This window comes from Tessaracoccus bendigoensis DSM 12906, assembly GCF_900141915.1.
Taxonomy (GTDB): Bacteria; Actinomycetota; Actinomycetes; order Propionibacteriales; family Propionibacteriaceae; genus Arachnia; species Arachnia bendigoensis.
Genome location: NZ_FQZG01000023.1, coordinates 12538 through 32702 on the forward strand (window position 1 = coordinate 12538; position 20165 = coordinate 32702).

General features: G+C 67.7%; 21 protein-coding genes. 15 read left to right on the forward strand and 6 right to left on the reverse strand.

Annotation, left to right across the window (positions count from 1 at the left end; all coding sequences use genetic code 11):
* The first annotated feature begins 51 nt into the window (after positions 1-51).
* A complete protein-coding gene (locus BUC15_RS07630) occupies positions 52-645 on the forward strand; it encodes a TlpA family protein disulfide reductase (protein WP_073186929.1) in 594 nt (197 codons plus the stop codon).
* Positions 642-1394 carry a cytochrome c biogenesis CcdA family protein gene (locus BUC15_RS07635; protein WP_073186930.1) on the forward strand — a complete coding sequence of 251 codons (753 nt, stop codon included), beginning with the start codon at positions 642-644 and terminating at the stop codon, positions 1392-1394. The genes BUC15_RS07630 and BUC15_RS07635 overlap by 4 nt, the downstream gene beginning before the upstream one ends.
* A 640-nt stretch (positions 1395-2034) precedes the next feature.
* Here the strand turns inward: BUC15_RS07635 and BUC15_RS07640 are convergent.
* From BUC15_RS07640 to BUC15_RS07650, 3 genes are read right to left on the reverse strand one after another with little or no spacing between them, the layout of a single operon-like run.
* Positions 2035-2658, reverse strand: a complete 624-nt coding sequence (locus BUC15_RS07640; protein WP_073186931.1) for a peroxiredoxin family protein — start codon at positions 2656-2658, stop codon at positions 2035-2037.
* Positions 2655-3620, reverse strand: coding sequence for a cytochrome c biogenesis CcdA family protein (locus BUC15_RS07645; protein WP_084189438.1), 966 nt, complete (start codon positions 3618-3620; stop codon positions 2655-2657). The genes BUC15_RS07640 and BUC15_RS07645 overlap by 4 nt, the downstream gene beginning before the upstream one ends.
* Positions 3620-3922 (reverse strand): glutaredoxin, encoded by a 303-nt coding sequence (locus BUC15_RS07650; protein WP_217652158.1) that lies wholly within the window; start codon positions 3920-3922, stop codon positions 3620-3622. The genes BUC15_RS07645 and BUC15_RS07650 overlap by 1 nt, the downstream gene beginning before the upstream one ends.
* A gap of 123 nt (positions 3923-4045) precedes the next feature.
* Here BUC15_RS07650 and BUC15_RS07655 point away from each other — a divergent pair, with 123 nt between their 5' ends.
* From BUC15_RS07655 to BUC15_RS07665, 3 genes are all read left to right on the forward strand, one after another.
* The gene (locus BUC15_RS07655) at positions 4046-4753 is read left to right on the forward strand and encodes a response regulator transcription factor (protein WP_073186932.1); all 708 of its coding nucleotides are present in this window, start codon (positions 4046-4048) and stop codon (positions 4751-4753) included.
* A complete protein-coding gene (locus BUC15_RS07660; protein WP_217652159.1) occupies positions 4750-5889 on the forward strand; it encodes a sensor histidine kinase in 1140 nt (379 codons plus the stop codon). Before BUC15_RS07655 ends, BUC15_RS07660 begins: the two co-directional genes overlap by 4 nt.
* 88 nt (positions 5890-5977) lie before the next feature.
* Positions 5978-6631, forward strand: a complete 654-nt coding sequence (locus BUC15_RS07665; RefSeq protein ID WP_073186934.1) for a DUF305 domain-containing protein — start codon at positions 5978-5980, stop codon at positions 6629-6631.
* A 102-nt stretch (positions 6632-6733) separates the two neighbouring features.
* Here the strand turns inward: BUC15_RS07665 and BUC15_RS07670 are convergent, their stop codons facing one another.
* The 3 genes from BUC15_RS07670 to BUC15_RS07680 all read right to left on the reverse strand — a co-directional run bounded on the left by BUC15_RS07670 (position 6734) and on the right by BUC15_RS07680 (position 8285).
* Complete coding sequence (locus tag BUC15_RS07670) at positions 6734-6913, reverse strand: hypothetical protein (protein ID WP_068752814.1); 180 nt, start codon at positions 6911-6913, stop codon at positions 6734-6736.
* A 146-nt stretch (positions 6914-7059) separates the two neighbouring features.
* A complete protein-coding gene (locus BUC15_RS19880; RefSeq protein WP_175558271.1) occupies positions 7060-7491 on the reverse strand; it encodes a hypothetical protein in 432 nt (143 codons plus the stop codon).
* An 8-nt stretch (positions 7492-7499) separates the two neighbouring features.
* Complete coding sequence (locus tag BUC15_RS07680) at positions 7500-8285, reverse strand: prolipoprotein diacylglyceryl transferase (RefSeq protein ID WP_217652160.1); 786 nt, start codon at positions 8283-8285, stop codon at positions 7500-7502.
* Between the two features lie 350 nt (positions 8286-8635).
* On the opposite strand from BUC15_RS07680, the gene BUC15_RS07685 reads away from it, so the two are divergent.
* The 10 genes from BUC15_RS07685 to BUC15_RS07730 all read left to right on the forward strand — a co-directional run bounded on the left by BUC15_RS07685 (position 8636) and on the right by BUC15_RS07730 (position 20104).
* Positions 8636-9343: an ATP-binding cassette domain-containing protein gene (locus BUC15_RS07685; protein ID WP_226965965.1), complete on the forward strand. Its 708-nt coding sequence runs from the start codon at positions 8636-8638 to the stop codon at positions 9341-9343.
* Entirely contained in the window at positions 9340-10884 is a 1545-nt protein-coding gene (locus tag BUC15_RS07690) for an ABC transporter permease (protein WP_073186936.1), read from the forward strand. The genes BUC15_RS07685 and BUC15_RS07690 overlap by 4 nt, the downstream gene beginning before the upstream one ends.
* A gap of 86 nt (positions 10885-10970) precedes the next feature.
* Entirely contained in the window at positions 10971-11246 is a 276-nt protein-coding gene (locus BUC15_RS07695; RefSeq protein WP_073186937.1) for a heavy-metal-associated domain-containing protein, read from the forward strand.
* A 312-nt stretch (positions 11247-11558) separates the two neighbouring features.
* Positions 11559-12614 (forward strand): type II glyceraldehyde-3-phosphate dehydrogenase, encoded by a 1056-nt coding sequence (locus tag BUC15_RS07700; protein WP_073186938.1) that lies wholly within the window; start codon positions 11559-11561, stop codon positions 12612-12614.
* An 81-nt stretch (positions 12615-12695) separates the two neighbouring features.
* The gene (locus BUC15_RS07705) at positions 12696-15104 is read left to right on the forward strand and encodes a heavy metal translocating P-type ATPase (RefSeq protein ID WP_073186939.1); all 2409 of its coding nucleotides are present in this window, start codon (positions 12696-12698) and stop codon (positions 15102-15104) included.
* Between the two features lie 12 nt (positions 15105-15116).
* On the forward strand, positions 15117-16151 hold the full coding sequence (locus tag BUC15_RS07710) for a DMT family transporter (RefSeq protein WP_245787920.1): 1035 nt from the start codon (positions 15117-15119) through the stop codon (positions 16149-16151).
* A 95-nt stretch (positions 16152-16246) separates the two neighbouring features.
* The gene (locus tag BUC15_RS07715) at positions 16247-16552 is read left to right on the forward strand and encodes a hypothetical protein (RefSeq protein ID WP_139280149.1); all 306 of its coding nucleotides are present in this window, start codon (positions 16247-16249) and stop codon (positions 16550-16552) included.
* 95 nt (positions 16553-16647) lie between these two features.
* Positions 16648-19446, forward strand: coding sequence for a heavy metal translocating P-type ATPase (locus BUC15_RS07720; protein ID WP_084189439.1), 2799 nt, complete (start codon positions 16648-16650; stop codon positions 19444-19446).
* A 27-nt stretch (positions 19447-19473) separates the two neighbouring features.
* The gene (locus BUC15_RS07725) at positions 19474-19755 is read left to right on the forward strand and encodes a metal-sensitive transcriptional regulator (RefSeq protein WP_073186943.1); all 282 of its coding nucleotides are present in this window, start codon (positions 19474-19476) and stop codon (positions 19753-19755) included.
* A gap of 94 nt (positions 19756-19849) precedes the next feature.
* Entirely contained in the window at positions 19850-20104 is a 255-nt protein-coding gene (locus BUC15_RS07730) for a hypothetical protein (RefSeq protein ID WP_073186944.1), read from the forward strand.
* The last annotated feature ends 61 nt before the right edge of the window (positions 20105-20165 follow it).

Below are 20165 nucleotides of genomic sequence, written 5' to 3' on the forward strand. Positions count from 1 at the left end.
ACACCTCCCCGAGGGCGCCCATCCACCGCCGAGAATCAAGGAAGGTCAGACATGAGACAGTCAGGGCGCCACCCCTCAGCCCGGTGGGTGAGTCACCTCGCCTTGGTCCTCACCGTGATGATCCTGACCGGTTGCTCAAGTGGATCGGGCCAGGCGGGAGTGTTTGACTCAGCAGGTTTTCAAGGAGGTGACGGTTCAGTGACCATTGTCCCTGCCGAGCAGCGGCGATCGGCCCCAGAGCTGGCCGGGGAAACCTTGGACGGTGCACCGCTGACCACTGCAGACTTCCCGGGCCAACTCCTGGTGCTCAACGTTTGGGGATCATGGTGCGCCCCCTGCCGGTCTGAAGCACCCGCCCTCGTCGAAGCGGCCGCCCAACTGCCGGGGGTGCAGTTCATCGGCATAAACACCCGCGACCTCAACCCGGCCCCGGCGCAGGCGTTCGTTCGGGCCTTCGACATCCCCTACCCCAACATCTACGACCCCGACGGTGCGCTCCTGCTCGAGTTCGGGCAGCTTCCACCCAAGGCTATCCCCAGTACTTTGGTCATCGATTCTGAAGGGCGGGTCGCTGCACGGATACTCGGTGAGACCACCGCCTCGACGTTGGTCGGCATCATCGAAGACGTCACGGCGGCGGAATGATCCCTCTCGAGTCCTGGGTAAGCCAAGCGATGTCATCGTCACTGCTCCTGGGGATCCCTGTCGCCATGCTCGCCGGTGTCATCTCTTTCGCCTCGCCCTGCGTCTTGCCCCTGCTCCCGGGCTACCTGTCGTTTGCCTCTGGTCTTGGGGCCCACGAGATCACTCAAGGAACCGGCAACCGACGACTCCTGCTCCTGGGAACCCTGGGATTCGTGCTCGGGTTCGCCGTCGTTTTCGTCCTCACAGGGGCCCTCCTGGGTGGCCTCGGAGCCGTCCTACTCACCTACGAGCGCATCATCACGATCACTGCCGGAATCCTGATCATCCTGATGGGGCTGGGCTTCCTCGGCTGGATCCCCCTGCCCGCGCAGCGACGCCCGCAAACCGCCCGCGCCGGAGCCCTCGCCTCCCCCCTACTCGGGATAGCCTTCGGCCTCGGCTGGACCCCTTGCATCGGCCCCACCCTGTCTGTGGTTCTCACCCTCGCCCTCAACGAGGGCTCGGCCGCCCGTGGCGGGCTGCTGGCCTTCTGCTACGCAATCGGCCTTGGCCTGCCCTTCCTCGCCTTCGCGGCTTCGTTCACCACATTCGTTCCCCATTTCGAGTGGCTCAAGCGCCACCAACGCGCCCTGCAGCGTGCCGGTGGTGGGCTGCTCATTGTGGTTGGGATATCCATGGTCACCGGCCTGTGGGCCATCCTCGTTGCCTACCTGCGACAGTGGGCCTCAACATTCGGGACCATCCTGTGAACATGGGGCACCCGAAGGAAACCCTCATCACGTTGGCCAGCACCTCCGATCCCATGCTTCGGGCGCCGGCTCACCTCCGGAGCCACGGGTTGGTGATACCCCAACCCACATGGCCAGGACGGTGCTCACCGTGGTCAGGGGGCGACCGTGGCGATGCGAAGACGGCGCCCCAGCCACCAGGCCACCACACCGAAGACCGCGAATCCAGCGATGTTCCAGCTTGCTGCCTCGGCCCAGGGATCGATGTTACCCCGCGTAGCTCCGCCAGGAGGAGGTGAACATCGCGTCTGCACGGACCTCATCGAAGCGCTGGAAAAGGAATCGCCCAAATGAAAGAGTTCCTCAAGTGCTACCAGTGCGCTGACGCGTCCGACGACCGCTGGGCCCTGCTACTAGGAACTCGCAGCCCTGACGGCAGGAAGGGGACCGACTTGCCCGTCAACCCAGCTATGACACCTACAGGCACTTGCGCCGCCACACAGGGCTGGGACTGCCAGGCTGATGCCGGCCTGGCATAGAGCCCTGACCGGGACACCAACGGCTGCCTCTCGATCAGCCAGCGGGCGAACTCACGTAGTGGTGCTCGCGAAAACTGGAGCGCACCACGCCCGCAGGGCTGATCCGGTGGACCCCCAAGGCATCACTGGAGGCGGGTGGTGACCTCGTCGAGGAGCTCTTGGGGGTCGAGCCACATGGAGGGGTAGTTGCCATTCCAGCGTTGGACGCCGTCGCCGTCGATGAGGACGAAGCCGTGACCGGGCATCCCGGGGTGCATGCCCTTGTCGAGGACGTCGTACGCCTTCGACACGGTCCCGTCGTCGAGGAGATAGGGGGTGGTGACGCCGAACTGCTGCAGGTCGGGCAGGATCTGGTCGGCGCTGTTCATGACGATGGGCAGCACCTCGATGCCCGCCTCGGCGAATCCGGGGTTCTTCTCGATCTCGGCCATCTGCATGGTGCAGGAGGCGCACCCGGCGCCTTCGTTGAAGTAGATCAGCACCGGGTTGGGGCGCTGGTCGCTGAGGGTCACTGAGGTGCCGGCTGTGGTGGTGAGGGTGAAGTCGGGTGCGAGGCGCTGGGTGTCGCCCTGCTCGGGGATGGCGGTCCACAGCCCGTAGCCGACGACGGCCACGACGATCACAGTGACCAGTGCGCCGATGATCCGGGTCCAGGTGCGGCGCCTCTTGTCGCGCTGAGTCTCGGCCTGTTGGCGGGCTTTGAGTTGCTCGCGGCGGGAGGGTGCCGGTGTGGTGGTGGGGGTCATCGGGGCTCCTGGGAGGGGATGGTCGGTGCGCCGGTCTCCTCAGGCGCAGGGGTCTGTGAGGTTTCGGTGTCGCAGCATTCGTGGGCCGAGGCCACTGGTTGGGCGTGTCGGCGGTCGCGGAGGGTGGCTACGACGAACACGGCCACCAGGGCGAGCAGCGCGAGGCCGAGGACGGTTTCGGGGATGGGGGCGGTGATCGCGATCAGCCAGGCGAAGACCTCGGAGAGCCAGGCGCCCATGCCCACGAGAGGGGCGTCGGCACCGGTCATCTCGGTGGCGCCGGCCTGGCCGATCACCAGGATGCCCATGATCACGAACCCGACGGCGACCAGCAGGTTGACGGTGTTGGTAGCCAGCATGAAGCGCCCCAGGCTGATCCGGATGGGCTTGGCGCGGAGGCGGCGCATCCTTTCGGGCCGTTTGTCCCACAGCAGCGCCATCACGAACAGCGGGATCACCATCCCGAACACGTAGGCCAGACCGAGCACCAGCCCACCCACGGGCGAGCCCGACAGCGCCGACAGGGTCATCACCCCGGCGAGGACGGGTGCGCAGCAGCTGGAGGCGATGCCGGAGAACACGCCGAGGCTGAAGAAGGTGGCGGTGTCACCGCGGGCGGTATCGGGGGCGCGGAGGAACGACGGCATGGACCACATCGCCCCCGACAACGCGAGCAGGCCGAGTCCGATCATCAACAGGCCGCCGGCCCAGTAGAGAACGACGTGGTACTTGGCGATGGCGCCGGCGATCAGGCTGACGCCCATCGTGATCGGGACCAGAACGAGCGCGAGGCCGGCGGCGAACACGAAGGTCAGCGGGATCAGTCTCCAGCGGCGGTTCTTCGCGGCCGCGGCCAGATAGCTGGGGGCGAGGAACACGATGCAGCACGGGGCGAACAGCGCCACCCCGCCGGCGAGGAAGGCCGCCAGGATCCCGCCGGCGCTGAGCAGGTCGGCGCCCATCAGCGGGCACCCAGGTGGTCGACGAGCCGCGCGAGTTTGCCACGCGGAATGCGGCCGGCGTGGAAAAAGCTGCCCGCCACCAGCGTCAGCGGGAAACTCCCAGGCCGGTGCTCGGCGATCAGGGCCTGACCTCGCGGGGACTCCGCCTCCACCGCCGTCAGCCGCAGCAGTCCTGCGCGGTCCAGGGAGTGGAGGCGCTGGTGGGCGTCGTCGCAGAAGTGGCAGGCCGGGGTGGTGACCAGGGTGACGTCCACCACATCGGTCGGGGCGGCCGCCAAGGCAGGTGCCGGGATCTCGTTCACCCTTCCAGCCTCAACCCTGTAGATCAGGGAACGGTTCAGGCGGGGTCAAGGTTCGGCCAAGAACACCCCCGGAGAGGTCGATCGAGGCAGGTTGGCGGGTGGGCGTGTGGCAATAATGGCTGTATGGCTGAGCCCCGCAGGTCGAGTGTGTTGGTGGTCGATGACGAGCGCCCGCTGGCGGGGATCGTCGCGTCCTACCTGAACAAGGCAGGGTTTGACACGTCCCTGGCCTACACCGGCCCGGACGGGGTCCGTTCGGCGCAGGAGCTGGATCCCGACGTGATCATTCTTGATCTTGGTCTGCCTGGCATTGACGGGATCGAGGTGTGCCGCCAGATCAGGTTGTTCTCCGACTGCTACATCCTGATGCTGACCGCCCGGGCCGACGAGGTCGACAAGCTGATCGGTTTGTCGGTGGGCGCCGACGACTACCTGACCAAACCGTTCAGCCCCCGCGAACTGGTCGCCCGCGTCAACACCGTGCTGAGACGCCCGCGCCGCCAGGCCCACGGCACACAGCCGGCCGCGCCGCGCGAGTTCGGACGGCTGCGGGTGGACGCGGAAGGCCGCGACGTCTGGGTCGACGACCAGCAGGTGGGGCTGACCCGCACCGAGTTCGACATCCTCGACGCACTGTCAGCTCGACCCAACGTGGCGCTCAGTCGTCGCCAGATCATCGACGCGGTGTGGGGCGCCGGCTGGGTCGGCGACGATCACGTCGTCGACGTCCATGTGGCGAACCTGCGCAAGAAGCTCGACGATCCCCCCACGGAACCGCGCTACATCCTCACCGTCCGCGGCGTCGGATACCGGATGGGAGCAGGAGGATGATGCGGCTCAGAGGCTACGTCGGCCGGATGCGGTGGGGCACCCGCACCTTCCTCACCCAGGCGCTGGTGGTGGCGGTCGGTGTGATCACCGCCGCCCTGGTCGCGATGGTGGTCGGGCCTCCGCTGTTCCACGAGCACCTGCAGCAACTGGGACACCTGGACGGAACCGCCGAGATGGGGCATGTGGAGCAGGCGTTCCTGGAGGCCGGCGTCAGATCGCTGGGCATCGGACTGGTGGTGGCACTCACGCTGGCTATCGGCCTGGCCTGGCTGGAGACCAGGCGGCTCCGCCGCCCCCTGGAGCAGCTGACCGCCGCCTCGGCCCTGGTCGAGGCAGGCGACTACAAGGCGCGCGTCCCAGACACCGCGACCAGTCCCGAGTTCAACGCCGTCGCCGACGCATTCAACGACATGGCGAGCCGCCTGGACTCCACCGAGACCAGCAGACGGCGGCTTCTCTCCGACGTGGCACACGAGCTCCGCACGCCCCTGGCCACCCTGACCGCTGAGCTGGAGGCCGTCATCGACGACGTGGTCCCCTGGGACCACGACAGCCAACAGCTGCTCACCCTCCAGGCCGCCCGGCTCAAGAAGATCGCCGCCGACCTCGACGACGTATCCCGCGCCGAGGAAGGCCGATTCACCCTCGACACCCATACCCAGCCGGTCTGGGACCTCATCGAGCCCGCCGTCGCCTCCGTCGCCACCCGATACGAGGCCAAGGGAGTCACGTTGTCTGCGGACTCGGACCCGGGCTCCGTCGCAGCGGATCCGCAGCGGGTGGGTCAGATACTCGGCAACCTCCTCGACAACGCGCTGCGGCACACCTCCGCCGGCGGGATCGTGCACATCAGTGCACGCGAGTCCAGGGACGAGGTGGTGATCACGGTCACCGACACCGGCGATGGCCTGACCCCCGACCAGATCGCCAAGGTGTTCGACCGGTTCTACCGCGCTGACACGGCACGGGCCCGCGATGCGGGCGGTTCCGGGATCGGGCTGACCATCGCCCGCAGCCTCGCCCTGGCTCACGGCGGCTCACTGACAGCCGCCAGCCCCGGCCCCGGACACGGCTCGATCTTCACCCTGCACCTGCCCACCGCGCCAGCACCTGAGCGGGTCTTGATCGATTCTTGACCTTACACGGGTTGGCTCTTGAGCTGATCGTTCATAGCCTCGACGTTAGGACCGGCGGCCCCCGTCGGCCAGGAATGGAGCATCTTTCATGACACGCACTAAGCGGATCACTGCCACTTTGGCGGGGCTGGTCCTGACGGCCACCCTGGCGGCCTGCGCGGACCAGGGCGCCACTCCCCCCGCGGCGACCACCTCCCCGACAGGCAGCACCTCCGCCACGGCCACTGAGTCCGAGTCGGCGTCGGCGAGCGCCTCATCTGAGGTGTCCGCCGACCACAACGACCAGGACACCACGTTCGCGCAGATGATGATCATCCATCACGAGGGCGCCATCGAGATGTCTCAGCTGGCGATCGAACGCGCCGAATCCCCCGAGGTCGTGGCCCTCGCGGAGCGGATCGCCGAGGCCCAGGGCCCGGAGATCGAGGAGATGACCGCCTGGCTCAGCGCCTGGGGTGAAGATGTCTCCCCCGGTGGGCATGGCGGCATGGACATGGGCGGCATGGACATGAACGGAATGAGCCAGGAGGAGATGATGACCCAACTCGACGGCATGTCCGGCGCCGACTTTGATCAGGCGTTCCTCGAGGCCATGATCGCCCACCACGAGGGTGCGATCGGGATGTCCGAGCAGCAGTTGGCCGAGGGGCAGAACCCGGATGCTCTCATGTTGGCGGAGAAGATCATCGCCGACCAGCAGACTGAGATCACCGAGATGCAGGAGATGCTCACCAGCCTCTGACCAACCCAGGCGTGCAAGCGATGAGGCGCCCGTCCAGCCGTTGTGGCTGGGCGGGCGCTTCGTCGGTTGCCCTGGTTGGCGCGAACGCCGTACCTGGCGGGGTTAGGCGGCTGGGTTGCTGGCGAGATGCTCGGCGTCGAAGAGGTCCTGGCAACGTCGGCAGCAGAAGTAGAACCGCTGGCCTTCGACGTCGCGGAACAGTCCCGCCGCCTCCGCGGTGGACTTCAGCGTGCTGGTCCCGCGGACCGTGCAGGTGACCAGCTCGTCGCCTGGGCCCGCCACCACGTCATGTTGACAGTGATGGCCCCCACCCTGACCGCCGCCGGCGTGACCGCCGCAGCAGCCTGCCTCCTGCTGGTTCCCGTGCTGGTGTCCATGCTCGTGATTGCACATGTGCTTGGTTTCCTTTCATTTCATTGTGGTGTTGATCATGGGGTGGGCGAGGCGCTGTGGTGCCCCTCGTGGTCCTCGGTGCCGGACGCGCTGGCGGAGGCCGCCGGTGACGGCGTGTCTGGTTGGTTGGGGGTGGCGGGGTTGAACAGTGGCCCGATCACGAACGCGGACAGGGCGAACAGGGCGGTGAACACCGCGACCCCGATCGCGGGGGCCTTCCGGGTGCCGAATCGGCGACGCAGCCGTCGCAGCAGCGGGATGCTCAGCAGCAACCCGACCACATAGAGGAGCGAGTTGCCGAGGAACCCGGTCAGGAACGCGGCCCCGGCCAGGAAGCCGATGTGATGCATCACGTGCGGCGCCAGTCCCATCAGGGCGCCGACGGTGGCCCTGGTCCCGGCCCACAGCGCACCCCAGAACCCGCGACCACCCCTCACGGCTGTGGCCGGCTCGGTGATCGTGTCCATGGCGCCGCTCACCTCCCGACCGGGTGAGAGCTAAGGACGGCCGATTCGGAGCCGACAGGAGCATCTGAGGGCGCAACTGCGGGGTGGAAGGCGTCTCGCAGGATCAGGGCGACGCCCAGAATGATACTGACGATGCCGATCAGCTGCGCCTCGGTGAGGCCCAACAGGACGTGCGGGTTGATCCGGACGACCTCGGCGAGCAGGCGTGCCGCGCCGCTGAGCAGCAGGTAGGACCCGAACACGGCCAGCGGTCGCAGCCTGCGACCCAGCGCCCACAGGATGCCGGCGATCAGGAAGGCGCCGGCGGCCTCATACAGCTGGACGGGATGCACCGGCACGTTCACCGGCACCACCCCGTTGGGGAACGCCATCCCCCAGGGCAGGTCGGTGGGTGTGCCGTACGTGCCGTCACCGGCGAGGAAGCAGCCGATCCGGCCGATGCCGTAGGCCACCGAGAGCGGGGCCGCCATCGCGCCCGCCACCCGTCCAAGGGGGAGGTCGTGGCGTCGGGTCATCACGATCACCGCGATCGCCCCCGCGATCAGGCCGCCGTACCAGACGAACCCCGAGCCGCCGAACAGGTGCCAACTGAGGTTGTCCCAGTTCGCGATCAGGTAGTACACCTTGGCGCCGACGAATCCCCACACTGTCGCCCACAACGCGATCGAGTGCGCCAAGTCCTTGTCGTAGCCGATCCGCGTGAACGCTCGACCCAGCAGATACGCGCCGACCAGCAGCGCCAGCGCCTTACTCAGCCCATAGGACTGGATCCCTACACCAAATATCGAGAACACCTCAGGCCACACAGCCCACTCCCATCGTCAAAGAAGTTCCAGGCGCACGACGTGACCGCGCGGCCTCAGTGCCCAGTCTGAACCGGTCACGTCAAGCAACGAGCAGGACCCGGACAAGGTTTGGTCAAGATCCCCGTCCCCAGCCCGGACGAGGTGTCGCGGCCGTAAGGCCCGGAAACTTGACCGAAGCCTGACCCCCTGACGGTGATCTCCGCACTAGAGCGTGCCTACCCTGATGACATACCCCTTGGGGGTGTCGTGGCGCCGCCACGGGTCACCCGACACACCACGGCTCGGGTCGTTGAGGAATGGGCCCTTGTGGCGGTCTGGCGAAGCCCACTGGCGGGTGCGTGAAAGTCACATGGGATTCGAAGGCGGTGATCGACATGGGTTCAAGCGGCGCCTCTTCTGATGGCGTTCGAGCGGACGTGGTCCTCGCGGGGACCGCGATCTCCAAGACCTATCGTCAGGGGCTGTGGCCGTTCGTGCGGCGCAACCATGTGCTCGACGGTGTGTCACTGTCGCTGAGCCGCGGCGAGGTCGTCGGGCTGGTCGGGGAGAACGGATCAGGCAAATCGACGCTGATGCAGATCCTGGTCGGGGGGTTGGCAGCCGACGCCGGCGCCGTGGAGCTGCAGGGGGCCTTGGGGTACTGTCCGCAGCGTCCGGTGGTGTTCGAGCGCCTGACGCGCGATGAACATTTCGAGCTATTCGCGGTGGCCTACGGGATGAGCCGGGATGAGCGGCTCCGGGCGCAGGGAACCTTGTACGAGGAACTTGACTTTGGGCGATACGCGCACGAGCGGGCGGACCGGCTCTCCGGGGGCACCCTCGCGAAACTGAATCTTGCCCTGGCTCTGCTACCGGACCCGGCGGTCCTGCTGCTGGACGAGCCCTATGCCGGGTTCGATTGGGACACCTATCTTCGGTTCTGGGAGCTCGTCGCGCGCGGGCGCTCATCCGGGCGGGCAGTGCTGGTGATCAGTCATTTCATCGCCGACGAGGCGCGGTTCGACCGCATCATCGAACTGCGTGACGGGAAGGCGACCCCGAAATGACCGCGGTCGGGGTGCTGACCCGCCGATTCCTCCTGGACTACGGCCGCAACCCGGTGAACCTGGTGGTCCTGATTCTGATCCCGGTCGTGTTCGTGTGGGTGGCCGCGGAACCGATGGCCGATGCCGCGAAACTGCTGGGCGGCACTGGCCGGGCAGTCGAGACCGCGACCACCGGCTGGGCCGCCGCGTTCCTGGCGGCGCTGGCGATGTTCTTCCAGGTTGGCCAGGCGAGATCGGCGGACCGTCGTCTGGTCCTGGCGGGCCTCCCCGCCCCAGCCCTCGTTGTCGCCAGAATGTCGACCGGCCTGCTGATCGCTGCACTGGCCTCCACAGCGGCCCTGGCGACGCTGTTCCTGCGCACCGCAGTGGACGAGCCGCTCCGCGTCGCGGCCGGGACGATGATGTTCGCCGTCATCTACGTCGGGATCGGCGCCGCGGTCGGATCGGTCGTCACGGACCAGGTCAACGGCACGGTGGTGATCCTGCTCGTCTGGATCCTCGACGTGTTCTTCGGACCGGCGCTCACCTCGCCCGACCGGGTGCAGATCACCCGCTGGATGCCCACCCACTTCGTCACACTGTGGATGGTGGACCTGCCCTTGGGCCATGGGGGAAACCTCGGCGACCTCGCCATCGCACTGGTGTGGGTCGGCGGAGCCCTCCTGTCGAGCGGACTGCTCCTGACGCGCGCGACACGCAACGCTCGGCACCCGGACGGCTCGCATCGACCGGGCTGGGCGGGGCAAGTCGGGAAGAGCTTCCGGATGGGGATGCGACAGTACCGACGCAACCCAGCCCTCTGGGTCCTCCTCGTAACGGTGCCGGTGATCTTCATCTGGCTGTCGAAACTGATCACCGAAGAGCGGTTCTCCGTGATGCGGGTGATCGACGGCGGGCAGGAGGTCGACATGCGGTTCTGGCTGCCCGACACGCACACCGGAACCATGGCGCCGATCGCGGTGGCCTCGCTGGCCGCCGTGGCTGGGCTGTTCATCGCCCTCAACAACCGTGATGGGGATCGCCGCCTGGTCCAGGCCGGGATGCGCCGATCCGCACTGCTGGTCGGCCGCATCAAGGAGGTCGCAGCCGCGGTCCTCGTCGCAGCGGCCGCATCCCTGACAATCACGGCCATGGTGTTCACGGCCCGTCAATGGGCGGGATTCATCGCCGGCACCTTACTGATCGGAGCCGTCTACGCACTGCTGGGGATGTGCCTCGGATTCCTCCTTGGACGCGTCACGGGAGTACTGATCGCATTCGTCATCCCTTTCCTGGATCTCGGTATCACGCAGAGCCCGATGCTGCGGCTGGAACCACCCGGCGCCGCAGCGTTCCTCCCGGGCTACGGGCCCTACCGCGTCCTCATCGACACCGGCCTCACCGACACCTTCGACGAAACGGGGGGCCTCCTCATCGCCGCGGTCTGGATCCTCGGGCTCACTTCAGTCGTCGTGGTCATGTTCAGCACCCGCACAAGCACCACAAAACCGGTGCCCATAGGAAGCACGCGCGGCCCGACCCCGGTCTTGTCGGGATCTTGACCACACCCAGACCAGTCCCGGACACAGCCCGGGGCACCATCGACCTGGACACGCGAAACCGACCAGAGAAGAGAGGGTGATTCGACGTGACGACGATGACACAGACCACCTACGGGGTGCGCGGACTCAGCTGCTGGCGCTGCATGATCAGCGCCGTCGACGCAGTCCGCGCCCTACCCGGGGTGCACACCGTCGCCCTGGATCTGGAGCCGCACGGCGAGTCGCTGCTGACCCTGGCCCCGGCCGGAGCCGTGACCTGCGACCAGGTCCGAGCCACCCTCGACCGCTCCGGATTCGAGCTGACCCGACGCCTGCGCCGCCCCCGCCCCGGGGTCCGACACCGCTCCACGCCGCCTCTGTGAGCGGTGGCCCGGAAATCTTGACCGAAGCCTGACCCCCCCTGGGTCGTTTCCGAACCTTCCCGGGTCTACCCTCGACATATACCCCCCCAGGGTAATGGGTGGGAGTCGAGAAGAAGTGGAGATTGTGATGCTCTGGCTGGTCATAGGTGGGGCGGTGGGGCCTTCTCGTCCACCACCGTAGTGAGCTGGTCACCATCATCGGCAGCCAAGGAGTTGCCGATAGCGCGCCGCCTGACCCTCACCGGCCGAACCCATCGACCACGACCCAAGATTCAGAGAACACACGACACGAAACAAGCACTGGAGGCTGTTATGAATATCAAGGTTGCCGTCAACGGCTACGGAGTGATCGGCAAGCGGGTCGCGGACGCCGTCCGGGCAATGCCGGACATGGACCTCGTCGGGGTGGCGGACATCGCCACGGACTGGCACGTACGGACTGCAGCCGGGCTCGGCATAGATGTGTTCGCGGCCACCCACGACGCGCGCACCGCGATGCAGTCGGCCGGGGTGCCCCTGGCTGGGACACTGCCTGATCTGCTCGACCAAGTGGACGTGGTCGTGGATACCACCCCGAAGAAGGTCGCCGCCACCAACCTGCAGGCCTACCGGGCCGCCCAAGTCAAGGCCGTATTCCAGGGTGGGGAGTCCCATGCCACCACCGGGCATTCCTTTGTCGCCCAGGCCAACTACGCCACCGCGCTCGGCCGGGACTCCACCCGGGTGGTGTCCTGCAACACCACCAGCATCGTGCGCGTCCTCGGCGCGTTGCAGGACGCCGACCTCCTCGCCCGCGCCCGCGGGGTGCTCATCCGCCGGGCCACCGACCCGGGCGAGTCTCACCATGGCGGCATCATGAACACCATGGTCCCCGAGGGATCCATCCCGTCCCACCAGGGCCCCGACGCCCGTACAGTCCTGCCCAACCTGGATGTGGTGACCATGGCGGCGAAGGCCGCCCACACCCAGACACACAACCACTACTGGACCCTGCAGCTGAACCGACCGGCCAGCCGCGAGGAGGTCCTAGAGGCGCTGCGGGCCGCACCCCGGATTGCATTCATCCGGATGGCCGACGGTCTCACTGCCCTGAACACAACGGTCGAACTTATGCGCGACCTGGGCCGGCCGCGGGGGGACATGTGGGAGGTCGCCCTGTGGGAAGACGTCCTGACCGTCGAGAGAGACGAGGCCTACCTCACCTATCAGGTCTACAACGAGGCCATCGTCGTCCCCGAGACCATCGATGCCATACGCGCACTGGCCGGCACCGTGACCGACGGCTCCACCTCGATCAAAATGACGGACGAGGCCCTGGGGATGCGCCGGGAGTTCCTTCCCGCCCCGGTCCGGGCGACGACGGCCTGAGCCCCGACGGACGGGCAGGCATCCGCCGAGCCCGTCGGCGCACGACCTGTCGGCCAAGCGGCCTGAAAGGAAGACCCGATCATGAAGAGTCAAACCACGGTCCTGGAGGCCGGTGGCCTGCACTGGGCCACCTCGGAATCAGTGATCGAGAAGACGTTACTAGGGGTACCCGGCGTGCTGGCCGTCGAGGCCAGCGCTGTCTCCCAGACCGCGACGGTCACCTACGACCCGAACCAGACCTCGGTCGCCCAACTGGTCGGCTGGGTCAACGACTGCGGCTATCACTGCACCGGTCAGTCGGTACCGGGCCACATCTGCCACCCCATGACGGAACCAGTCCCGACCGACCCCCACATCGGCCACGAAATGCACACCGGCCACGGGGGCGGTGAGGATGAGGCTGGCGGGTCCGCGCAGGCGGTGATGGGCCACGGCGGGCACGGTGGGTCGATGGTGGACATGGTGCGCGACATGCGCAACCGGCTCCTGGTCGCCGCGGTCCTGTCGGTGGTCATCTTGTTCTGGTCGCCGATCGGGCGAGAGGTCCTGGGGTTCACCGTGCCGGCACCCTTCGGGCTGCGCGACGACGTCTTCTCGCTGATCTTGTCCCTTCCGGTGGTGTTCTACTCGGCGTGGATCTTCTTCGACGGCGCCTTCCGGGCGCTCCGCGCGAGAACGCTGGACATGATGGTCCTGGTGGCGGTCGGGGTCGGGGCGGGCTGGTTGTACAGCCTGGTGGTCACGTTCACCGGCGGGGGTGAGGTCTTCTACGAAGCCGCCACGGTCCTGACCACCTTCGTCCTGCTCGGGCACTGGCTGGAGATGCGGGCTCGTGGCGGCGCGACCGACGCTGTGCGGACGCTGCTCGAACTCGCGCCCTCCCAGGCAGTCGTGCTCCGGGACGGTCAGCCCGTGGAGGTCCCGACCTCCGAAGTCGTCACCGGTGACCTGCTACTGGTACGGCCGGGGGCGAAGATCCCAGTCGATGCGGTGGTGGAGGAGGGGGAGTCCGAAGTCGACGAGTCGATGGTGACGGGAGAGTCCATGCCGGTGGAGAAGGCGCCCGGCGCGGACGTGATCGGTGCCTCGATCAACACCACCGGCACCTTGCGTGTCCGCGCCGCGAGAGTCGGCGCGGACACCGCGTTGGCGCAGATCGTCAAGATGGTTCAGGAGGCCCAGAACTCCAAGGCCCCGGGCCAGCGCCTGGCCGACCGGGCCGCGTTCTGGCTGGTGTTCGTCGCCCTCATCGGGGGCACCGTCACCTTCGCGGTATGGATGCTCGCCGGCGTCGGCGTGGCACAGGCGATGCTCTTCGCCATCACCGTCGTGGTGATCACATGCCCCGACGCTCTCGGTCTGGCGACCCCGACTGCGATCATGGTCGGTACCGGGATGGGCGCCAAGCGGGGAGTGTTGTTCAAGAACGCCACCGCCCTCGAGGGGATGGCGAGGATCGACACGGTGGTGATGGACAAGACGGGCACCCTGACCAAGGGGGAGCCTGAGGTCACCGACGTTGTCGCGGCGGGGATGGGCGAGGATGAGATGCTGGCCTTGGTCGCTGCCGTCGAACGTGAGTCTGAGCACCCCCTGGCCCGCGCCATCGACCGCCGAGCCGCCGAGCGCGGCGTGCCCGTGCTCTCCGTGAGCGAGTTCCTCAACGTCCCGGGCCACGGCGCAACCGCCACCGTCGACGGGCGACGTGTCCTGGTGGGAAACCTCCGCCTGATGGTCCGGGAGAACGTCGACCTCGGCGACCTGGCCGTGAGCCGTGACGAGTTGGCCGCATCGGGGCGCACCGCGGTGCTCGTCGCGGTGGATGGGCGCGCGGTTGGTGTCATCGCATTGGCCGACGCCGCGCGGGACACTGCTGCTGCCGCTGTCGCCGCCCTGCACGAGTCCGGGATCGAGGTCGTCATGCTGACCGGCGACAACGAGGCCACCGCTCTACGTATCGCTGACCAGCTCGGCATCGACACCGTCATCGCCGAGGTTCTGCCCGGGGACAAGGCGAACAAGATCGCCGAGTTGCAGCAGGCCGGGAAGACGGTCGCGATGGTGGGTGATGGCGTCAACGACGCGCCTGCGTTGGCCCAGGCCGACATCGGTATCGCGATTGGTGCCGGGACGGACGTGGCAATCGAGACCGCGGATATCGTCCTGATGCGCTCGGACCCTTTGGATGTCTCCGTCGCACTGCGCATCGGCAAGGGAACCGTACGCAAGGAGCGTCAGAACCTGGCCTGGGCCATCGGTTACAACGTCCTCGCGCTGCCGATCGCCGCCGGGGTGTTTTACCCCGCTTTCGGCCTGATGCTGCGCCCAGAGATCGCCGCCCTGTCGATGTCGGGCTCCACGGTCATCGTCACCGTCAATGCCCTGCTGCTCAAACAGCTCAGGCTGCCCGCGCAGCAGGCCCCGGCCGCGCCGCAAGGCCAGGTCCGGGAGCCGGAGCCCACCGCTCCAGTGCCGTCCGGCATCCGCTGACCGGGGGTGGGCGTGGACGTCCCTGTTGGCCTCACCGCTTCGGCGACCGGAGCGGTGGCCGAAGAAACCCGGCGGCCGAAGGCGTTGCGGATGCTGTGGATCACAGCGGCCTGGGGGGCGTGCTTCGTGGCGATCGAGTGGGGGCTTCGCGACGCGCCCCTGCTGTGGTTCGCCGCGTTGCGGGCCCTCATCGCCGGGGCGGCCCTGTTGGCCCTCGGCGCCGCCTGGCACCGCCCTGTCCCCCGTGGCTGGCGCGCCTGGGGACTCATCACGGTCCTAGGCCTGGTCAACGTCACAGTGGCATTCGCCGCGATGTTCGGCGGGGTCGCCGGCGGCGCGACCGGGACCGCCGCGGTGCTAGCCAACGCCCAGCCCCTGCTGATCCTCCTCCCCGCCTGGTATTTCTACGGCGAGAGGCTCTCCCCCCGGACTTCGGCCGCCCTGGTCGTCGGCTTCGCCGGGCTGGTCGCCGTTGCGCTGCCCGGTGGCGGGGGCAGCGGGGCGGCATTGTCGCTCCTGTCAGCCGCCGCCGTGACCGCCGGCACCCTGCTCTCCCGGCGGCTGACCGGGCTGGATCTGGTCACGGCCACCGCGTGGCACCTGCTGATTGGCGCGGCTGGACTGATGATGCTCGCCGCGGCCGTGGAGGGCTCGCCGGTGATCCTATGGAGTCCCCGCTTCACCCTCTCGCTGGCGTTCCTGGCCCTGGTTGGTACCGCAGCGACGACCGTGGCGTGGTTCGCCGAGGCGCGCCGCAGCCGGCTCGACACGTTGACGGCGTGGACGTTCCTGACTCCGGTCCTTGGTATCGCGTTGGCCTCCGTCGCACTGGGCGAGCGACCGGGCGGATGGACCGCCGTCGGGCTCCTCGCTGTGCTGGCGGCCATGTGGATCGCTCTTCGACCACCCGCCGGGCCCCCACGCACCCGACGGCTGTCGGCCCCGCCGACTGGTGAGCCACACGGCCAGTCACCTGAGCAACGAGTAGGACCCGGACAGGGTGCAGTGAAGATCCGCCCACCTGGCCGGGTCTTGTCGGGATCTTGACCACACCCAGACCGGTTCCCGACATCGCCGGGGGCACCATCGACCTGGACACGCGAAACCGACCAGAGAAGAGAGGGTGATTCGACGTGGCGACGATGACACAGGCCATTTACGGGGTGCGCGGGCTCAGCTGCTGGCGCTGCATGATCAGCGCTGTGGACGCGGTCCGGGCCTTGCCCGGGGTGCACACCGTCGGCATGGATTTGGAGCCGCACGGCGAGTCGCTGTTGACGCTGGCGCCGGCCGGCGCCGTGACCAGCTCGCAGGTCCGAGCCACCCTCGACCGCTCCGGGTTCGAACTGACCCGACGCCGGCGCCGCCCCCGACCCGGGTCCCGCCACCGACTTGCCCTCACCACAGTCCCTGTGGACGACGGCCGGGAAATCTTGACCGAAGCCTGACCCCCTCTGGGTCATTTCCGAACCTTCCTGGGTCTACCCTCGAGTTATACCCCCCCAGGGTAATGGGTGGGAGTCGAGAAGAAGTGGAGATTGTGATGCTCTGGCTGGTCATAGGTGGGGCGGTGGTCCTGACCGGGCTGCTGTTGTGGTTCTTCTTTGGCCCGAAACGGGCCGGGAAAGTCCGCATCGAGGACGGTGTTCAGGTGATCGATGTGACCGTCGACGGCGGCTACAACCCCGGCGTGATCGACGGGGTGCGTCCCGGGATGCCGGTGCGGATCATGTTCGACCGCCGAGAGGGCGGTGAGTGCACCTCGCGAGTTGTGATGTCGGACTTCAAGGTCAACGCGAGCCTTCCCGCGTACCGCACCACCGCCGTCGAGTTCACGCCCACGGAGGCCGGCGAGTTCCGCTTCGCATGCGGCATGAACATGGTCTCCGGTCTGATCCGCGTCACCGGCGACCCCCACACCGCACCCACCCCCACCACCGCACCGGAGCATCATGCGCAGACGACCGCCTCCCCGGCGGCGACGGGTCTGTCGACCGACGGCGCCGATGACGATGAGGCGGAGCGGGCCGCGGAGATCGGGGACCTGACCCGGCGGGTGACCATCGGCGCGATCCTCACAGCCCCGGCGCTGATCGCGGTGATGGCCGTCGAACTGTTCGGCGCCACCTGGGTGCCTGAGATCTTGATGAGTCCCTGGCTGCAGTTGGCGTTGATTGCGCCGGTGATGCTGTGGTCGGGGTGGCCGATCCACCGCGTCGGGTGGCGGGCCTTGTCGCACCGCACCGCGGACATGAACTCGCTGATCACGCTGGGCACTGTCGCGGCGTTCGGTTACAGCCTGGTGGTCACCTTCGCCCCCGGCCTCCTGCCTGAGGAGTTGCGGCAGGTGTACTTCGAAGCCGTCGGTGTGATCATCACGTTGATCCTGCTCGGCCGGCTCCTGGAAACCAAAGCCAAGGCCGGCACCGGTGAGGCCATCCGCAAACTGATCGGCCTCCAGCCCCGCACCGCCCGGGTCCTGCGCGACGACACCGAACTGGAGATCCCGGTCGAGGACGTCGTCGTCGGCGATGTGATCGTGATCCGTCCCGGGGAGAAGATGCCCGTCGACGGTGAAGTGATCCACGGATCCTCCGCGGTCGACGAGTCGATGGTGACCGGCGAATCCATCCCTGCGGCCAAGACCGTCGGCGACACCATCATCGGCGCCACCATCAACGCCACCGGGGCACTGCGATATGTCGCCACCAAGGTCGGCTCCGACACCATGCTCGCCCAGATCATCAAACTGGTCCGTGAGGCCCAGGGCTCGAAGGCCCCCATCCAACGGCTCGTGGACAAGGTCTCCAGCTACTTCGTCCCGGTCGTGATCATCATCGCGGTGTGGACGCTGGCGATCTGGCTGCTGGTGGGTCCCCCGCCGGTGTTCGTGTTCGCGCTCGTCGCCGCGGTCTCGGTCCTGATCATCGCCTGCCCCTGCGCCTTGGGGCTCGCGACCCCGATGTCGATCACCGTGGGCACCGGCAAGGGAGCCGAACACGGCATCCTGATCCGCTCCGCTGAAGCACTGGAAACCGCGCACAAGCTTGACGCGATCATCCTCGATAAGACCGGCACCATCACCAAGGGTGTACCGACCCTCACCGACGTCGCCACCGTGGCAGCGTTCGATGAGAACCAGCTCCTCGGCTGGGTCGCCGCTATCGAGAACAGCTCCGAGCACCCCCTGGCGGCGGCGATCGTGACCGGCGCCACCGACCGCGGTCTCACCCTGGGCGAGGTCACTGACTTCGACTCGGTCACCGGGCAAGGCGTCCGCGGCCACGTCGACGGCCACGACGTCCTGGTCGGCAACCGGCGACTTCTCGACGAAAATGGCATCAGTACCGACACGCTGCAGCCGCTGCATGACGCGCTCGCAGCAGGGGGCAAGACGCCGATGCTGGTGGCCGTCGACGGGCTCCCCGCGGGAATCGTGGCGGTCGCCGACACCATCAAGGACGGCTCCCCGGCCGCGGTCGCGGCCCTCCAGGCACGCGGCATCGAGGTCATCATGATGACTGGCGACAACCGGGCAACCGCCGCCGCGATCGCCTCCCAGGTCGGGATCCGTCGCGTGGTCGCCGAAGTGATGCCCGCCCACAAGGCCGCCGAAGTCCGACGCCTCCAGGACGAAGGCAAAATCGTCGGAATGGTCGGCGACGGCATCAACGACGCCCCCGCCCTCGCGCAGGCAGACGTCGGCTCCGCGATCGGCACCGGCACCGACGTGGCCATCGAATCCTCCGACATCACCCTGATCTCCGGCGCCCTGTCAGGGGTGGTCACCGCCGTTGACCTGTCGCGGGCCACTATGCGCAACATCAAACAGAACCTGGTGTTCGCGTTCCTGTACAACACCCTCGGCATCCCCATCGCCGCAGGTTTGCTCTACCCCGTCTTCGGGATCCTGCTCAGCCCCATGGTCGCCGCCGCAGCCATGGCCCTGTCCTCACTGTCGGTGGTCACCAACGCCAACCGGCTCCGCCGCTGGGCACCACACCCCATCGACCAGACCCCCACCCCCGTCACCCCCGTCACCCCCGTCACCCCCGTCGTCGAAATCGGCGGCGAAACCCCCACCACCCAGCACCACACCACCGGAAAGGACACCCCCATGTTCGGCAAGAAGACCACCGCCACCGCCCAGATCGATCCCGTCTGCGGAATGAAGGTCAAGCCCGCCACCGCGGCCGCCACCCGCACCATCGGCGAGACCACGATCTACTTCTGCTCCACCCACTGCGCCGAAGCCTTCGACGCCGACCCCGCCCGCTACGGACACCCCCACACCGACGGCGAGCACCACCACGAGCCCACCCCCGCCCCGCACCACCACTAGGCGCCGTACCAGACCAGGTCCAGGACAATGACCAGCAACCCACAGCGTCAGGAACTCATCGGCCAACTCGCGGTGATCGAAGGCCACATCCGTGGCATCGCCCGCATGGTCGACCAGGACGCCAACTGCCTCGAGATCCTCACCCAGACCTCAGCAGTCACCGGCTCGCTGCGCTCAGTCGCCCTGGACCTGGTCGGCAACCACCTCCGCCACTGCCTCACCCAGGCCATCGACTCCCCGGACCCCGCCTACCGGGACGCCAAGGTCGCCGAGGCCTCCACAGCCATCTCGCGCCTGGTCCGCAGCTGAACCGTTCTTGATCAGAGGTTGACCGGCCGCGGATCGGATCTGAATCCGGACCCCGCACAGTGGAAGCAGCACCCGAACGAGAGGAACCCGGCTCATGAGCCTCCACAGCCACCACCGCCCCACCGACACCGGCCCCGACGCCCCACCCGCGGCCACCGGCCCCGCCAAGCAGCACCAAGGCCATGGTGGCCACGTGTGGCACATGCTCCTGATGTGCCTACCGTTGATCGGCTTCGGGCTGTGGTCCCTGTTCAGCGGAGGCGGCGCAGGCGCCCTGATCGGAGGCCTCCTCTGCGCAGGCATGATGCTGCTCATGCACGGCCGCCCAGGCGCCGGGCACCGCCACTGACCCCTGGCCGCGGCGTAGGATCCGACCCCACCACAGAGACCCAGCGAACGCTGAAGGCAAG